At 70.0% G+C, this 15,092-nt stretch carries 18 protein-coding genes; 10 read left to right on the top strand and 8 right to left on the bottom strand.

From position 1 onward, the window contains the following. Window positions 1-18: 18 nt before the first annotated feature. Entirely contained in the window at window positions 19-1,041 is a 1,023-nt protein-coding gene (locus OG799_RS26515) for a Ku protein (protein ID WP_406038620.1), read from the bottom strand. Between the two features lie 85 nt (window positions 1,042-1,126). Here OG799_RS26515 and ligD (OG799_RS26510) point away from each other — a divergent pair, with 85 nt between their 5' ends. From ligD (OG799_RS26510) to OG799_RS26495, 4 genes are all read left to right on the top strand, one after another. Continuing rightward, entirely contained in the window at window positions 1,127-2,074 is a 948-nt protein-coding gene (gene ligD, locus OG799_RS26510) for a non-homologous end-joining DNA ligase (protein ID WP_406038618.1), read from the top strand. Then, window positions 2,064-2,978 carry a non-homologous end-joining DNA ligase gene (gene ligD, locus OG799_RS26505; protein ID WP_406038616.1) on the top strand — a complete coding sequence of 305 codons (915 nt, stop codon included), beginning with the start codon at window positions 2,064-2,066 and terminating at the stop codon, window positions 2,976-2,978. Before ligD (OG799_RS26510) ends, ligD (OG799_RS26505) begins: the two co-directional genes overlap by 11 nt. Window positions 2,979-3,073: 95 nt before the next feature. Beyond that, entirely contained in the window at window positions 3,074-3,592 is a 519-nt protein-coding gene (locus OG799_RS26500; protein WP_406038614.1) for a SigE family RNA polymerase sigma factor, read from the top strand. A 6-nt stretch (window positions 3,593-3,598) separates the two neighbouring features. Then, a complete protein-coding gene (locus tag OG799_RS26495) occupies window positions 3,599-4,483 on the top strand; it encodes a hypothetical protein (RefSeq protein ID WP_406038612.1) in 885 nt (294 codons plus the stop codon). Window positions 4,484-4,589: 106 nt separating this feature from the next. On the opposite strand, the gene OG799_RS26490 is transcribed toward OG799_RS26495, so the two are convergent. After that, window positions 4,590-5,084, bottom strand: a complete 495-nt coding sequence (locus OG799_RS26490) for a cupin domain-containing protein (RefSeq protein ID WP_406038610.1) — start codon at window positions 5,082-5,084, stop codon at window positions 4,590-4,592. A 31-nt stretch (window positions 5,085-5,115) separates the two neighbouring features. Beyond that, window positions 5,116-5,487: a DUF4267 domain-containing protein gene (locus OG799_RS26485; protein WP_406038608.1), complete on the bottom strand. Its 372-nt coding sequence runs from the start codon at window positions 5,485-5,487 to the stop codon at window positions 5,116-5,118. An 89-nt stretch (window positions 5,488-5,576) separates the two neighbouring features. Between OG799_RS26485 and OG799_RS26480 the strand changes: the two genes are divergently transcribed. The 4 genes from OG799_RS26480 (at window position 5,577) to OG799_RS26465 (ending at window position 8,915) form a co-directional block, all read left to right on the top strand. Then, entirely contained in the window at window positions 5,577-6,149 is a 573-nt protein-coding gene (locus OG799_RS26480) for a TetR/AcrR family transcriptional regulator (protein WP_406038606.1), read from the top strand. Between the two features lie 45 nt (window positions 6,150-6,194). Beyond that, complete coding sequence (locus OG799_RS26475) at window positions 6,195-6,950, top strand: TIGR03089 family protein (protein ID WP_406038604.1); 756 nt, start codon at window positions 6,195-6,197, stop codon at window positions 6,948-6,950. Window positions 6,951-7,011: 61 nt separating this feature from the next. Continuing rightward, a complete protein-coding gene (locus OG799_RS26470) occupies window positions 7,012-7,857 on the top strand; it encodes a patatin-like phospholipase family protein (protein WP_406038602.1) in 846 nt (281 codons plus the stop codon). Window positions 7,858-8,033: 176 nt separating this feature from the next. Further along, window positions 8,034-8,915, top strand: a complete 882-nt coding sequence (locus OG799_RS26465; RefSeq protein ID WP_406038600.1) for a GNAT family N-acetyltransferase — start codon at window positions 8,034-8,036, stop codon at window positions 8,913-8,915. A gap of 87 nt (window positions 8,916-9,002) precedes the next feature. Here the strand turns inward: OG799_RS26465 and OG799_RS26460 are convergent, their stop codons facing one another. Then, on the bottom strand, window positions 9,003-9,269 hold the full coding sequence (locus OG799_RS26460; RefSeq protein WP_406038598.1) for a hypothetical protein: 267 nt from the start codon (window positions 9,267-9,269) through the stop codon (window positions 9,003-9,005). Then, complete coding sequence (locus OG799_RS26455) at window positions 9,266-9,502, bottom strand: DivIVA domain-containing protein (protein ID WP_406046411.1); 237 nt, start codon at window positions 9,500-9,502, stop codon at window positions 9,266-9,268. The genes OG799_RS26460 and OG799_RS26455 overlap by 4 nt, the downstream gene beginning before the upstream one ends. 454 nt (window positions 9,503-9,956) lie before the next feature. On the opposite strand from OG799_RS26455, the gene OG799_RS26450 reads away from it, so the two are divergent. Both OG799_RS26450 and OG799_RS26445 read left to right on the top strand, forming a co-directional pair. Beyond that, window positions 9,957-10,166 carry a winged helix-turn-helix domain-containing protein gene (locus OG799_RS26450; protein WP_406038596.1) on the top strand — a complete coding sequence of 70 codons (210 nt, stop codon included), beginning with the start codon at window positions 9,957-9,959 and terminating at the stop codon, window positions 10,164-10,166. Between the two features lie 360 nt (window positions 10,167-10,526). Next, complete coding sequence (locus OG799_RS26445) at window positions 10,527-11,816, top strand: IS256 family transposase (protein ID WP_406036440.1); 1,290 nt, start codon at window positions 10,527-10,529, stop codon at window positions 11,814-11,816. A gap of 947 nt (window positions 11,817-12,763) precedes the next feature. On the opposite strand, the gene OG799_RS26440 is transcribed toward OG799_RS26445, so the two are convergent. The 3 genes from OG799_RS26440 to OG799_RS26430 form a co-directional block, all read right to left on the bottom strand. Then, window positions 12,764-13,048 (bottom strand): hypothetical protein, encoded by a 285-nt coding sequence (locus OG799_RS26440; protein ID WP_406038594.1) that lies wholly within the window; start codon window positions 13,046-13,048, stop codon window positions 12,764-12,766. Between the two features lie 279 nt (window positions 13,049-13,327). After that, the gene (locus OG799_RS26435; protein WP_406038592.1) at window positions 13,328-13,504 is read right to left on the bottom strand and encodes a hypothetical protein; all 177 of its coding nucleotides are present in this window, start codon (window positions 13,502-13,504) and stop codon (window positions 13,328-13,330) included. Window positions 13,505-13,726: 222 nt separating this feature from the next. After that, window positions 13,727-15,082: a deoxyguanosinetriphosphate triphosphohydrolase family protein gene (locus OG799_RS26430; RefSeq protein WP_406038590.1), complete on the bottom strand. Its 1,356-nt coding sequence runs from the start codon at window positions 15,080-15,082 to the stop codon at window positions 13,727-13,729. Between the last annotated feature and the right edge of the window lie 10 nt (window positions 15,083-15,092).

Below are 15,092 nucleotides of genomic sequence, written 5' to 3'. Positions count from 1 at the left end.
GAGGGCCCCGGATCACGGTCAGGCGGTCTTGCGGGGGGCGGCCTTCTTCTCGGCGGCCTTCTTCGCGGGCGCCTTGGCCGCCTTCTTCTCCGCGGTCTTCTTCGCCGCCGCCTTCTTCGCCGGTTCCGCCTTCTTCGCGGCGGCCTTCTTCGCCGGTGCCTTCTGGGCGGCCGCCTTCTTGGCCGGGGCCTTGGCGGCCTTCTGCGCCGAGCGGGCGGCCGAGATCGGGGTCGGCTCCGCGGCCTTGCCGGCGGGCTCTTCGCCGCGGGCGGCCCGGGCCCGCTCCACCGACGCCTTCAGGGCGGCCATCAGGTCGACGGCGGCGGCCGGCGCGGCCTCTTCCTCCTCCGGCTGGACCACCTCGCGGCCCTCGACCTTCGCGTCGATGACCTCCTGCAACGCCGCCCGGTAGTCGTCGGTGAAGGCGTCCGGCTGGAACTCCCCGGCCATCGAGTCGATCAGCGAGCTGGCCATCGCCAGCTCCGGCGGCCGGACCTTGAGGTCCTCGTCCAGGAAACCGAAGTCCGGGGTACGCACCTCGTCCGGCCAGAGCATCGTGTTGAGCAGCAGCACGCCCTCGCGTACCCGCAGGGTGGCGAGCTGTTCGCGCTGGCGCAGCGCCACCTTGACGATCGCCACCCGCTCCGAGTCGGCGAGCGCGTCCCGCAGCAGCACGTACGGCTTGGTCGCCGTGCCCTCCGGCTCCAGGAAGTACGCCTTGTTGTAGAGGATCGGGTCGACCTGCTCGGCGGGGACGAACTCCAGCACGTCGATCGCGTGCGAGGTGGTCAGCGGCAGCTCGGCGAAGTCCTCGTCGGTCAGGATCACCATCTCGCCGCCGCCGAGGTCGTACCCCTTGGCGATGTCGTCGTAGGTGACCTCCTCGCCGCAGACCGAGCAGGTGCGCTTGTAGCGGATGCGGCCGCCGTCGTCGCGGTGCACCTGGTGGAAGCGGATGTCCTTCTCCTCGGTGGCCGAGTAGAGCTTCACCCCGATCGACACCAGCCCGAACGACACCGCTCCTTTCCAGATCGCCCGCATTCCGCGCTCCTCTCCCCGGTTCTGACCAGAATCGCAAACGATCGAACTCCACGCACGCTCTTCGCGGTGCAACTACAGTCAGAAGGTGCCCGGCGCGCCGTTGAAGCCGATGCTCGCGATGACCGGGCCGCTCCCGGCCGGTGCCGGCTGGGCGTACGAGTTCAAGTGGGACGGGGTCCGGGCGCTCGCCGACATCACCGCCACTGCCACCCGGCAGCACCTGTACGCCCGCTCCGGCGTGGAGATCACCGCCGCGTACCCCGAACTGATCACCCTCGCCGAGCAGGTCGACGACGCGCTGCTCGACGGTGAGGTGGTGCTCTTCAACGCCGCCGGGCAGCCCTCGTTCACCGCGCTGGCCGAGCGGATGCACGTCCGGGACCGGGCGAAGGCGGCCCGGCTGGCGGCGGCCGCGCCGGTGACGTACATGATCTTCGACCTGCTCCGGCTGCGCGGCGAGGACCTGACCGGCCGCACCTACCGGGAGCGGCGGGCGGCGCTGGAGTCGCTCGGGTTGGGGGCCGCACGGTGGGCCGTGCCGCCGGCCTTCGGCGACGGCCCGGCCACCTGGCAGGCGGCGGGCGAGCACGGCCTGGAGGGGGTGATGGCCAAGCGGGTCGACTCGGTCTACCGGGCCGGGGTGCGCTCGCCGGACTGGGTGAAGGTCAAGCTGGAGGTGACCGGCGACTTCGTGGTGGGCGGCTGGCGGCCCGGCGCCCGGAAGATCGGCGGCCTGCTGGTGGGGGTGCCCCGCCCGGACGGCCGGCTCACCTATCGCGGGCGGGTCGGCGGCGGGATCGGCGCGGCCCTGGAACGGGAGCTGCTGCGTGAGCTGGAGCCGCTGCGCACCTCGGACCCGCCGTTCGCCGGGGACGTGCCGCGTGAGGATGCCCGGGGCGCGAACTGGGTAACCCCGCAGATCGTGGTGGAGGTGAAGTACGGCCAGCGCACCCCGGACGGGCGGCTGCGCTTCCCCCGGATCCTGCGCCTGCGCCCCGACAAGCCGGCCGAGGAGGTCGAGGATGCCAGCTGACCGGTTGAAGGTGGACGTCGAGGGGCGCCCGCTGGAACTGTCCAACCTGGACAAGGTGCTCTACCCGGAGGCCGGCTTCACCAAGGGCGAAGTGATCGACTACTACACCCGGATCGCCCCGGTTCTCCTGCCGCACCTGGCCGACCGGCCGGTCACCCGGATCCGCTACCCCAACGGGGTGGGCGGTGGCTCGTTCTTCGAGAAGAACGCCCCGGCCGCCACCCCCGCCTGGGTACGCACCGAGACCCTGCCCGCACCCGGGTCGAGCAAGGGCCGGGAGACCATCGACTACGTGGTCGCCGACGACCTGCCCACCCTGGTCTGGCTGGCCAACCTCGCCGCCCTGGAGCTGCACACGCCGCAGTGGAAGATCGGCGAACACCCGGACATGATGGTGGTCGACCTGGACCCGGGTGCCCCGGCCGCGCTGAAGCAGTGCTGCCAGGTGGCGCTGCTGATGCGGGACCGCCTCGCCGAGGACGGTATCGACAGCTACCCGAAGACGTCCGGGAAGAAGGGCATGCAGCTCTGCTGCCCGATCGCCGGGACGCAGTCCTCGGACGGGGTGTCGGCCTATGCCCGGCGGATCGCCCAGGAACTGGAGAAGGCGCACCCGAAGTTGATCGTGTCGAAGATGGCGAAGAACCTGCGGCCGGGGAAGATCTTCATCGACTGGAGTCAGAACAACGCGGCGAAGACGACGGTGGCGCCGTACTCGCTGCGCGCCCAGGCGGTGCCGTCGGTGTCCACCCCGCTGACCTGGGACGAAGTCGAGGCGGGCGCGGCGGGGAAGCGGCCATCGACGAAGCCGTACACGGCGGGTGAGGTGCTCAAGCGCGTCGAGAAGCAAGGCGACCTGCTGGCCCCGCTACTGGACGGCGGCCCGGAGCTGCCCACCGCGTGACAACGCGCCCGCGCCCCGGCCGCTCGTCGGTCGGCATCTCCGGAAACGTCCGCAGCCCGTGACAACCTTCTGCGACACGGCGACGTGTTAGGGGCGTGACCGACCAAACGCAACCCCTGTCCGCGGCGGACCGGTCGTACGTCGCATTCGTCGAGGTGGCATGGCAGCGACATATCCGGCTGGCCATGCTGCTGACCGGTGACCGGTGGCGGGCCGAGGAACTGCTCCAGGACAGCCTGGTCAAGGTGTACGAGCGGTGGCGGCGGCTGTCCCGGCTCGACGACCCGCACGCCTACCTGCGCCGCGCCCTGGTCAACAACCACACGTCCGGTTGGCGACGGCGTCGCCGCGAGAGGCTCGTCGCGGACGTCCCCGACCGGGCCGCCCCGGCCGGCGACGTCGGCCCCGATGCCGTCGTCCTGCGCCGGGCGCTGATGTCGCTACCGACGAAGCAGCGCGCGGTGGTGGTGCTCCGCCATTACGAGGACCTGACCGAGCGTGAGGTGGCTCAGCTGCTGGGTTGCTCGGTGGGCACCGTCAAGAGCCAGAACGCTCGGGCGTTGGACAAGCTTCGCCACTTTCTCGATGAACCCTCCTACCCAGTGAGCAGGTGATCAGCCATGAACACACTTGATGAGCGTCTCGCCAACCGGCTGCACGACATCGTCGACGGCGAGTCGGCCTCCGTACCCCCGGTGGGGGCGCTGCTCGATCGCGGCCGGCGGGCCCGCCGACGCCGGACGACCACGATGGTCGGTGCGACGTGCGCGCTGCTGGCGCTGGGCGTCGCCACCGCGGCGACCGTGGCGACGACGCCGACGTCGAGCCGTCCCGGCGTCACCGCCGAGGCGTCGCAGCCGGGGCCGGCCTCGCCGGCGATGGAGCTGGTCGCGGCCGTCACCGCCAGCGAGAACCTCAGTTACCGGATGCGGCTGACCAACTCAGCTCCGGGCGGGCTGACGTACGAGGGCGCGTTCGACCCGAGGACCGCCACCGGGTACGTCCGTGCGCCAAAGGACGACTCGGTCATGACTGAGCTGCTGATTAACGGCACCCGGTACGTCGGCGGGGAACGACCGCTGGGCAAGCTGCCGGCCGACAAGGGCCCGGGCGAGACGTACGGCCGATACGGCCAGTACCCGGGCAGGTACGACCGGCTGTCCCTCTACGACGAGGGGAGCGGCGTCCTGGGTGCCGTGTCGCCCGACCCGGCGGCCCTGTCCACGGCGCTGAAGAGCGCGAACGCCACCATCACCGAGAACCGGGACGGCACCCTGCATTTCGCGTACACCACGATGCAGGAGATCGGGTCGACCAGCGCGGCCGGTGACGTCACGCTGGACCGCTACGGTCGGATCGCGAAGGTGGCGCTCACCGTAACGTGGCAGACGACGGCGAAGGGCCGGCTCGACCAGGGGACGTCCACCTTGACGCTCGAACTGTTCGACTACGGCGTCGCGGTGACCGTGAAGCGCCCGACCGACGTCGTCATGTTCAACAAGTAGTCCCATGCCCCGGGACGACCGCCAACCGGTTGGTGGTCTCCCAGCCAGTGACGATGGGCCCGAACTGCCCGCCTCCTGAGCGGCCCGGGCAGTTCGGGCCCGGGGGTCAACGGCGGGCGGCGTCCCAGGCGGGGCTGCTACGGAAGTACGTGTCGTACAGCTCCTGCACCTCCAGCAGGCTCTCCGGCGGCACCTTCCCGTACGCGATCCGCTCCAGGTGGCGGAAGTACTCGAACCGCTCGACCCCCGGCGTGATGACGATGAGGATGTCGGCGTTCTCGCCCGGGGCGGCGGCGAACGCGTGCGCCAGGCCGGGCGGCACGATGACCAGGTCGCCGCGTTCGGCGGTGACCACCTGCTCGCCGGAGAGCAGTTGGGCGGTGCCGTCCAGCAGGTAGAACAGCTCGGCGGAGTTGGCGTGGTGGTGCGGCCGGGCGCCGTCCGCGCCGTCGTGCAGGGTGACCCGCTGGGTGGAGAGCGCGCCACCGGTGACGCTGCTGTCGGCGAGCAGCCGGATGGTGGTCGGTGCCCGCCCCACCACCTCGGCGTCGGCGTCCCGGACGATGACGGACCGGTCGAAGTCGGGCGTGATCAGGGACATCTGAGGGCTCCTTCGCGGGGATGGCGGGTGTCTACAGGGCGAACAGCAGGACGGCGTCGAGGAGTACGACCACGGCGGTGGCGAAGTGGATGCCGAAGGCGGCCGCCTTCGTACCGCCATTCCGGAGCACGATCACGGTGTCGCCCAGCGGTTCGAGCGCGCCGAGCAGCATGTACCAGGCGACCGCGGTGGGGGTGGCGAACGCGATCAGGGCGAGGCCGAGCAGGCCGTAGGTGAGGTCGCGCAGTCCCTTGACGGTGAGGTAGGCGCGGTCACCGTCCGGCTTGGCCGGCACGCCGTAGCCGGCGGCGGCAGCCTCGGGCTGCAGGAGGAAGCGGGCGCCGATGACGACGACGAGGAGGCTGATGACGACGGCGAGTCCGTAGGCGAGGGGGCTGAGCATGTCCGACTCCCAGGTGCTAGCGCTGCTAGGTCTGAGATCGAAGCTAGCAGAACGTCGGCAGAATCGCTAGCAGTGCTAGAGTTACGGTCATGGCTATACGAGAGCGCCGGGAGCGCGAGCGGGCGGAACGGGAGCGGGCCATCGTCGCCGCCGCCCGGGAGCTGGCCGAGTCGGAGGGCTGGGACGCCGTCACCACCCGCCGTCTCGCCGCGCAGATCGAGTACAGCCAGCCCGTCCTGTACAGCCACTTCAAGGGCAAGGACGCCATCATGGCGGCCGTCGCCGTGGAGGGCTTCGGCGATCTGGCCCGGGACCTGGCCGCAGCGCGTACCGCCGCGACCGACGAGCGGCAGGCGGTGGCCGACGTCGCCGCGGCCTACGCCGCGTTCGCCGAGCGGCGGCCCGCGCTCTACGACGCGATGTTCACCCTCGCGGTCGACCTGCCGTTCGCCAGCCAGGACGTCCCGGTCGACGTGGCCCGGGCCTTCGCCGAGCTGGCCGAGATCCTGCGGCCGGTCGCCGGCGACGACGACCTGGAGACGTTCACCGAGACCTTCTGGAGCGGGCTGCACGGCCTGGTCACGCTCATGCGCAGTGGCCGGCTCCGGCGTACGGACCATGAGCGGCGACTGGCGATCCTGGTGGACCGATTCTGCCGCTGACGCTGGATCGTTAGGGTGGGCGGACCGGCAGGGAGGAGCGACCCGATGGCTGTCCACACGCCCATATCCGTTCCGGCCGACGCGCGGCGCGAGGCCGACCTTCCGCTGCTCACCTACTACGACGACGCGACCGGGGAGCGGACCGAGCTGACCGCGCAGCAGCTCGGCGGCTGGGCGGCGCGCAGCGCGGGCCTGCTCCGGGACGGCTGCGGACTCGGGCCCGGCAGCCGGGTGGCGGTGCTGCTGCCGCCGCACTGGCGTACCGCCGCGGTGCTGGTCGGCGCCTGGTCGATCGGGATGGCGGTCTCGTTCCGGCCGCGGGCCACCGCCGGCCTGCCGGTCCTCGAACCCGGCGCCGACCGGCCGTACGACGCGGTCTTCGTGACCCCGGAACGCCTCGACGACTGGCTGGAGGACGTGCCCGACGGAGTGCACCGCTACCTCGTCGGCACCGGGCCCGGCCCGCTGACCGACGTGCCCCTCGGTTGGCTGGACTGGTCCGCCGAGGTGCTCCGGCACACCGACACTCCGCCCGACTACACCGGCATCCGCCCGTCCGACCCGGCCAGCCCGGACGGCACCAGCTACGGCGAGTGGGCCGCCGTGGCGAAGGGGATCGCCGAGCAGCTCGACCTGCGGGCCGGGGATCGGCTGCTGGTCGACGCGGCCGAGTACGAACAGCCGCTCAAGTGGCTGCTCGCGCCGCTCGCCGCCGGCGCGTCGGTGGTGCTCTGCGCCAACCTCGACCGGGCGCGGCTCGACGCCCGCACCGCCGCGGAGCAGGTCACCCGGGTCCTGTGAGGCGTCCGTCACGGACAGCCGGGGATCCACCGTGCCCGCTCGCTGTGCGAGGCTGGCGATCATGACGAATGCACTCGTACTCGCCGGGGGCGGAGTGGCCGGAATCGCGTGGGAGCTCGGCGTCCTGCGCGGCATCGCCGACGCCGATCCGGCGCTCGCCGACCGGATCCTCACCGCCGACCTGGTCGTGGGCACCTCCGCCGGCTCGTCGGTCGCCGCGCAGATCACCAGCGGCGTCGCGCTCGACGAGCTCTACGCGGCCCAGCTGCGCCCGGAGACCGCCGAGATCGAGGTCGACGTCGACACCGAGAAGCTCTTCGCCGAATACGCCGCCGTGCTGACCGGCGCGTCCGGGCCGGAGGACGCCCGCCGCCGCCTGGGTGAACTCGCCCTCGCCGCGCAGACCGTGGACCCGGCCGTCCGGCTCGCCGCCATCGACGCCCGCCTCCCGGTGAAGCAGTGGCCCGACCGGCGCATGCTGCTACCCGCGGTCGACGCCGAGTCTGGCGAGGTCGCGCTCTTCAGCCGCGAGTCCGGCGTCACCCTGCTCGACGCCGTCGCCGCCAGCTGCGCCGTGCCCGGCGTCTGGCCGCCGGTCGCGATCGGCGGCCGGCACTACGTCGACGGCGGTGTGCGATCCATGACCAACGCCGACCTGGCCGCCGGCGCCGACCGGGTGCTGATCATCCAGCCCATCCTCGCCGACGCGCCGCAGCCCTGGGGCAGCCTCGACGCCGAGATCGCCGCGCTCGCCCCGGCCACGGTTCACGTGATCAGCGCCGACCAGGCGTCCGTCGACGCGTTCGGCACCAACGCGCTATCGCCCGCGACCCGGGCACCGTCCGCCCGCGCCGGCCGCACCGTCGGCGCGACGCACGCAGCCGCCGTGGCGGCCCTGTGGGGATGACGCGCCGGGACCACCAGGACGCGGTCGAGTCCGGACGCGGCGGAATCGAAACCAGTTGACGCTGCTCCGGGTCGGGGTGCCTACTAGCCCACCGGGTGCCGTCACACCGGCCCGGCACCAGCCGGCACGGCCGGACGACGGGTGATCGGCGGCAGGCGACAGGGGCGAGGATGACGGTGGACCGGACGGAACCGGGCGCGGACGCGCTGACCTGCAAAGAGTTCGGCGAGGAACACCTCGCGGCGCTGACGGAACTGGCCGAGGCGTGCCTGGCCGTCGACGGTGGGCTGCCGCTGTTCACCCGCCCTCCGCTGCTGCGGGCCCGGCTGCTCCAGACGCGTACCCTCGGCGCCTGGCACGACGGCAGCCTGGTCGCGGCCGTGGGCGTCGGCACCGGCCGGCAGCCGGCCACCAGCACCGGCCTGGTGCATCCGACCTGGCGCGGGCGCGGCCTCGGCGGCCGGATGCTGAGCTGGGCGGACGAGCAGGCCGGCGACCCCGACCTGCTGGTGACCACCGAGTCCTGGAGCCCGGGCGCGGAGGCCCTGTTCACGGCGCACGGCTTCGAGCGGACCTTCGCCGAGTGGGTGCTGCGGCACGACCTCACCGCCCTCCCGGTGGTCGCCCGCCCCGACGGCGTGACCACCGAGCCGGTGACCTGGGAGATCGGCCCCGAACTCTTCGAGACCTACCGCGCGTCCTTCGCCGACCGACCCGGCTTCGCCGCGCCCACGGCCGAGGACTGGTTGGCTGAGCTGCGGGAGGACGACGAGTACCGGCCGGACCTGTCGATCATCGCGCGCGGTCCCGACGGCACGGCCATCGGCTTCGGAAACATCATCGACAACTGGATCGACCAGGTGGGCGTCGTCCCCGGCTGGCGGCACCGCCGGGTCGGGGCGTACCTGGTGGCGAGCGCGCTGCTGGCGCTTGCCGCCGACGGCGCCGGCGAGGCGTGGCTCTGCGTCAACGACAACAACCCGGCCGCCGCGCTGTACCGGCGGCTCGGCTTCCACGACGCCGGCCGCCGCGCCCGCTACCTGCGCCGCCGCCCGTGACCGCCGCCGCGCGCTCGCCCCGCCGCGGCTCCCCGAGGCTCGCCCAGCGATCGACTCCGTCCCCGCAATAGGGCGGTGTTGGCGACTTCACCGGCGGCTGAGCCACGGCGCGCGCCGCGCGCAGGGCGAGGTGTGGTCCACCGGCAACGCACACCGCCCGCCGGTCGGCAGTGGTCGGTCGCAGAAGACCCAGTGGCGTACGCCCTGCTGGTCCTCGGCCGAGACGGTCACCCCGCCCGGCTCGACGCGGGCGCTGAGCCGGGCCAGTACCCGGGCGGCGGTCCGGGCGAAGATCCGGGCCCGCAGCAGGTCGGGCGCGGTGACCGGCAGGTGGATTACCCAGCGGTCGGTCATCGGTAGCGGTGGTTCGCCGACTGGGCGCTCTGCCAGGCGCGCAGGGCGTTCTTGATCCGTACGTTCTCCTCCTGCACCGCGACCAGGGCGGTCTGCGCGACGGTGAGTTCGTCGGCCACCCGGTGCAGGAAGGCGCGGATCTCGACCGGGTCGACGCCGCGCCGGCGGACGTTGAAGCACCGCTCGCGGATCTGCCAGGGCCGGAGGGGAAGCCGGCCGTGGGCCTCCTCCATCGGGTGTCGTTCCTCGTGTCGGCTCGCCAGCCGACGGATCAGGTTGCGCACGGGTGCCCGCCCTTCATCGGATCGCGTCGAAGTGGAGGGGGCGGTCTCCGCCGGTTGCGGTCGGCGGAGGCCGCCCCGCCCTGCCAGCGCAGCCTTGATCGGCGGTACGACAGCAGGGCCGCGCTGGGGGAGCGCGGAGGGTGAGGTCTCGGCGGCGATGCGAGACCGGTACGAGAGGCGCCAACCGACCGCAGCAGCACCGCATCACCGAGAGCGACGCTACCGATGCAGCATCACTTACGTCAAGTACAGCTCTGTCCTCTTATACCGAACCTCCATCATCATCAGCCAAGTCACCACTGTCACCTCTTTCAGTAGATGCATTGCCTAGGTCGACGGCGTAGATCAATACTGGGTGGGCCAACCGACTGCAAGGGGCCACATCGTGCCTATTCCGCCCACCATGGACGAGCTGCTAGACGACCTGCGGAGCAAGATCAAGGACGGGACGTATCCACCGGGGAGTCAGTTGCCCGCAGGTCGCGTGCTCGCCGACTCCTACGACGTCTCGCACTCGACCATTCAGCGGGCGATCGCGACGTTGCGAGAGCAGGGCGTGCTGGTCGGGCGCCCGGGTCGTGGTGTCTTCGTCGCGGAGTCCCGCCGGCGCTGACCCGCGCTGGCCGGCCGTGAGCTGGCCACGGCCCGGTTGGCACACAGTGGTTCAACCTTGGGACTGGAAGATCAAAACCTCAGTAGGCCGGGGCTCCCGAGATCTGAACGGGAACAACGTGGCGTTCGGTCGCGATGCTGATCTTCCCCGAGTAGGGCTCACTCATGCCGCTGGCCGTGGGATCGTGCCACCCACCTGCGGGAGCCGGCGTCAAGCATGTCCGTGACAGGACGCGACGGGTTGCCGGGAGCAATGCTCGAAACCTGTGGATGAGCGCCGTGGGGCGTACCCTCCCGGCGAGTCCAAGTCCAAGGAATCGAGTAGAGCCCGCGCGCCAACGCGGGTCGGGAAGGTACGCCCGTGCTTACGGTAGTCAACCCCGAGGACCCGACGCCACCGGCCGCGCCCGACGCCGGCTCGACCGGCGGTTCGTTGATCGACGAGATCGTGCGTGACGGTGCGCGGCGGATGCTGGCTGCGGCGTTGGAGGCCGAGGTCGCCGCGTACATCGCCGCGCACGCCGACCAGGTGGATGAGCAGGGCCGCAGGCTGGTGGTACGCAACGGTCACGCGAGGCCCCGGGAGGTGCTGACCAGCGCCGGGGCGGTCGAGGTGGTCGCGCCGCGGGTCAACGACAAGCGCGTCGAGGAGACGACCGGCGAGCGCAAGCGGTTCGCCTCGGCGATCCTGCCGGCGTGGTGCCGCAAGTCCCCGCGGATCAGCGAGGTGCTGCCGCTGCTGTACCTGCACGGCCTGTCCTCGCAGGACTTCGTGCCGGCGCTGGAGCAGTTCCTCGGCACCAGCTCCGGGCTGTCCGCGGCCACGATCACCCGGCTGACCGGGCAGTGGCAGGACGAGTCCCGCGCGTTCGCCGACCGGGACCTGTCCAGTGCGGACTACGTCTACGTGTGGGCCGATGGCGTGCACCTGAACGTGCGCCTCGACGAGGCGAAACTGTGCCTGCTCGTGATCGTCGGGGTGCGCGTCGACGGCCGCAAGGAACTCGTCGCCCTCGCCGAGGGCTACCGCGAATCGGCCGGGTCGTGGGCCGACCTGCTCCGCGACTGCAAGCGGCGGGGCATGCGCGCCCCGATCCTGGCCGTCGGCGACGGCGCGCTCGGGTTCTGGAACGCGCTACGCGAGGTGTTCCCCGAGACCCGGGAGCAGCGCTGCTGGTTCCACAAGATCGGCAACGTCCTCGCCGCCCTGCCGAAATCAGCTCATCCCGGGGCGAAGAAGGCCCTCGCCGAGATCTGGAACGCCGAGGACCGCGACCACGCCCGCCGCGCCGTGGCCGCGTTCAAGCTCGCCTACGGGGCGAAGTTCGGCAAAGCCGTCGCCAAGGTCGTCGACGATCTGGACGAACTCCTCGCCTTCTACGACTTCCCCGCCGAGCACTGGGTGCACCTGCGCACCACCAACCCGATCGAGTCGACCTTCGCCACGGTCCGGCACCGCACCAAGGTCACCAAAGGCCCCGGCTCCAAGGCCGCCGGCCTCGCCATGGCGTTCAAGCTCATCGAAGCCGCCCAGCAGCGATGGCGGGCCGTCAACGCGCCCCACCTGGTCGCCCTGGTCCGCGCCGGCGCCCGCTTCGAACGCGGCAAACTCGTCGAACGACCCGCCACGAGCACGGCCACGGCTGCCTAATCAAGATTTCTCATCCACAAGTCTTGACTATTGCTCGTTGCCGGCGATGCCTGCCGATGCGCGGCGAGGCGGTCCAAACTTTCTGTACCTCTATCAAGGCGGCCCTGAACGGGCCGCACGCGCCGCCGCCAGGGCGCGTGCCAGCCGCTGCCGCTGTCGCTCTGCGGCCGTCACGCCTGATGCCCGGCGGCTGGCGCGGAGAGCGGGGAGCCCGGAGGGCCGCCGCAGAACGACAGACCGTCGACGGGTGGAGTGGTGGGCCGGCAGCCGGCCGGGCCGCGCGGCTAGGACCCGCGCGGCGTAGGGGAGGGCACGTCGGCTGCGTCGGCGACCTGGGGTACCGGGCGGGGTTGCGGCAACTGCGCCTCCGGCGGGGGCGCTCCGGCTCCAGGACGGCCGAAGCCGCCGGCAGCCACCGGGTCCGTGGGTGGTTGCGCAAGGCCATCCCGCCTGCCCTCGACCCGGGCAAGCCGAGCAGACCGCCTCCCGACCCGCCAGCGTCCGTACATGCGTCAAGGTCCGCTTGACATGGCGGGCCGGGCGGCGACCCGCTCCCCAGTAGGGCGGGTCGAGGGCAGACGGGATGGCAGAGTATTGCCGTCGTTCAGACGGCGTTACTCGCCTTCTTGCGCACCGTCCGAATGGGCGACTCTCGCAGCGTGCCAAGTTCCTCGCCGGTCGAGGCGATACGCCAGATCTTCCAGCCGTTGGTGCTGCCGTGCAGCTTTGGGTTTTCGGCCTGGATGACGGCGGCGCTAGCTCCGCTTGGCGACTTAAAGTGCTCGCCCTTTAACGGCCCTGTCGTTACTTCAATTGCGCCCGTCTCGACGTCAAACAGCGCTTCCGTCCGAACGTGACGATATCGGCAATAGACTGGGACTCTGCTACTTCCGGACCTCCGTGGTGCACTCATTCACGCCTCCTGGGAGCGGGAGCACTTCATCTGGCTAAGCTTCCGGGTCCTGTACGGTCTCATCCATCACCTGTTGCGCTCCGCTGGCGCGGTTACGGTCCAACCGCCGTCGTTGAAGGATGTAGCGGGCATCTGCAATGGACGCCAACAAAGAATCGGTAAGGCCATCCACGGCCTTGGAAAGACGCCGATCGGTCTCCTCAACAAGCGACTCGTCCTTGTCCGGGTCGGTGGACCGAGCGATGGTATCCAACTTTTCCAGGTCGTCGGCTAGTGCTGGAGCCACGAAGACGCGGAGCCGACGGACCTCGCTTGGCACGAGCGCCGATGTGGCGCAGGCTCTGAAGGCGAGGCGTCAGGTCCCGCCGAGCAGCCAAGCAAGCAGCCAAGCCGGCGAGCATGAGCGGACTGTCGCGGACCTGGGCACCATGCCGGGCACGAGGACTAGGCGGTGGACCAGCGCCGCGGAACCGACTCGTAATGCGTAGGTCACCGCCGGCGGTTGTCAGTCAGCTGCCTCGAAAGCCTGGGGCTGCCGGTACCGATGGACCTGGGTGTCCTGTCCGTGTCATTAAGCCTGTCAGGGACGTACACGGGCTCAATCGCGGCGGAGGTTCGACCGGCGCAGCGGGCGCCCGACCCGCTCGCGGAAGACGAGGGCTCGCGGGTCCGGGTCGCCGGCCTCGGTACGTAGCTGACACAGCGCAGATGCCAGGAAGTCCGGCAGGAGCACCGTCCGAACGTCGGCCCGGCTCTTGGGGTACGGGCGGAGCACGATGCCGCCGTGAGTCTCCTCCGCGACCTGGCCGAACGCCTGATTTGGTTTTCCCGGGCGCGAAGGTAGCCGTCTTCCTCGACGACATCGAGACAGACGCGTTGATCAAGCGCGCTGGGTGGGCGTCCTGCGGGTATGGGAGCACGAAGACCCCATTATCGCAGCAGACCGCATTGCCAAGAATGCAATTGGCGCTAAGGCCAGGACGGGGCCCAGCGAATCCTAAATCAAATCTGTGACGTGGCCGAGATCCTGGCCTGACAGCTTTTTATGCAAGGTGAGGGCCATGCTTTCAGTCAAGCTAACGATGTAGTCGGCGACTGCACGGAGAACGTCTCCATGCTCCTGCAGCTCCTCCGCCCTGTCTTCGGGGAGCAGTCGTTCCGGGTCGGCGGCCAACCAGTTAACGAGGTTGGTGACAATTCGGTCCTGACCAAACTGCTGAGCGGCAAACTGCGGGCGGCGGATGACGTAGAACCAGATCAACTTCTTGAGTAGCTCGCACGCGATCCTACGTTCATCGGGCACCTCGAGCTTGGTCTCGTAACCGGCACCAGGGCCACTAACCGCAGTAATGTCAGCGAAGTATTTGATCAGGTCACTTGTCGTGGTCTGCATCATCCCCTTGTGATACCGAGACGAACGGTAGGGCTCTGCGACACTGATATTATCGGCCAGTTCGTGTAGGAGCTTCACGAACTCAGTCTCGTCGTATGGACCAAATAGGCTCTCACTCCAGTCCTTTGCAACGAACTCCAGAAAGCGCTGCAGTTCCTCGCTAGAATCTCGGCCCGCTTGAGGATGCTCTGCGGGGAGTGAGAATTGAAAGATCCGGTGCAGCGGAATGAAGCCCAGCCGATAAAAGTCTTCCACATCATGAACGGCGTACGTGATGTCATCGCACCAGTCCATGAGTTCCGCCTCGACGGAACGGATCGCACCCTCAGGCCGGCCGTCGAGAATCCACTCCAAGGTCTTCCGCTCAGCTTCGAAGGCCCCCCATTTCTTCGCCTGCTTTCCCGTTAATTCCCGAGTCCAAGGATATTTGAGGGTAGCGACCAGAGTGCCTCTAGTTAAGTGCAGCCCACGGGTGTTCCAGACTCTATGCGTCGAGAGGCACGTCAATATCCGGAGATTCTGGGCGTTGCCCTCGAAGCCGTCTAGCGGCTGCGTTGGCTCTTGTTCCCCCGATAGCCCGAGCTCTTTCCGGCGATGCGCGTCCATGGCGAGACCAAGGGCTTTTTCGCCGACATGACCGAACGGCGGGTGACCAATGTCGTGGGCAAGGCAGGCGGCCTCAACAAGGTCAGGGTGAGGACCAGCGCCCGAATCTCTGAGACGTCCCGCGACGGCCCGGCCCAGTTGCGCGACCTTGATCGAATGCATCTGCCGGTTATGAGCGTAGCCCAACTCCCCGGCGGCCATTACCTGGGTCTTGCCATGCAATGCCCGGAAGGCGCTGCTGTACAGAACGCGATCCCGATCCCGCGCGAAGTCATTGCGCCCGGAGGCCTCGCCCGGAGGATCTTCGTCGTTGTGCCGCGCCAACCAGGCATCGACGTAGCCCTCAATCCCCATGGTCGCTATT

Source organism: Micromonospora sp. NBC_00898 (assembly GCF_045207895.1).
Lineage (GTDB): Bacteria > Actinomycetota > Actinomycetes > Mycobacteriales > Micromonosporaceae > Micromonospora.
This window is presented reverse-complemented; position numbering and strand designations above follow the sequence as displayed.

Bases quoted from the DNA above. Each gene is read 5' to 3' on its own strand.
- OG799_RS26515 (WP_406038620.1), bottom strand. From the start codon at position 1,041: ATGCGGGCGATCTGGAAAGGAGCGGTGTCGTTCGGGCTGGTGTCGATC.
- ligD (WP_406038616.1), top strand. From the start codon at position 2,064: ATGCCAGCTGACCGGTTGAAGGTGGACGTCGAGGGGCGCCCGCTGGAA.
- OG799_RS26495 (WP_406038612.1), top strand. From the start codon at position 3,599: ATGAACACACTTGATGAGCGTCTCGCCAACCGGCTGCACGACATCGTC.
- OG799_RS26490 (WP_406038610.1), bottom strand. From the start codon at position 5,084: ATGTCCCTGATCACGCCCGACTTCGACCGGTCCGTCATCGTCCGGGAC.
- OG799_RS26485 (WP_406038608.1), bottom strand. From the start codon at position 5,487: ATGCTCAGCCCCCTCGCCTACGGACTCGCCGTCGTCATCAGCCTCCTC.
- OG799_RS26480 (WP_406038606.1), top strand. From the start codon at position 5,577: ATGGCTATACGAGAGCGCCGGGAGCGCGAGCGGGCGGAACGGGAGCGG.
- OG799_RS26475 (WP_406038604.1), top strand. From the start codon at position 6,195: ATGGCTGTCCACACGCCCATATCCGTTCCGGCCGACGCGCGGCGCGAG.
- OG799_RS26470 (WP_406038602.1), top strand. From the start codon at position 7,012: ATGACGAATGCACTCGTACTCGCCGGGGGCGGAGTGGCCGGAATCGCG.
- OG799_RS26460 (WP_406038598.1), bottom strand. From the start codon at position 9,269: ATGACCGACCGCTGGGTAATCCACCTGCCGGTCACCGCGCCCGACCTG.
- OG799_RS26455 (WP_406046411.1), bottom strand. From the start codon at position 9,502: ATGGAGGAGGCCCACGGCCGGCTTCCCCTCCGGCCCTGGCAGATCCGC.
- OG799_RS26450 (WP_406038596.1), top strand. From the start codon at position 9,957: ATGGACGAGCTGCTAGACGACCTGCGGAGCAAGATCAAGGACGGGACG.
- OG799_RS26430 (WP_406038590.1), bottom strand. From the start codon at position 15,082: ATGGGGATTGAGGGCTACGTCGATGCCTGGTTGGCGCGGCACAACGAC.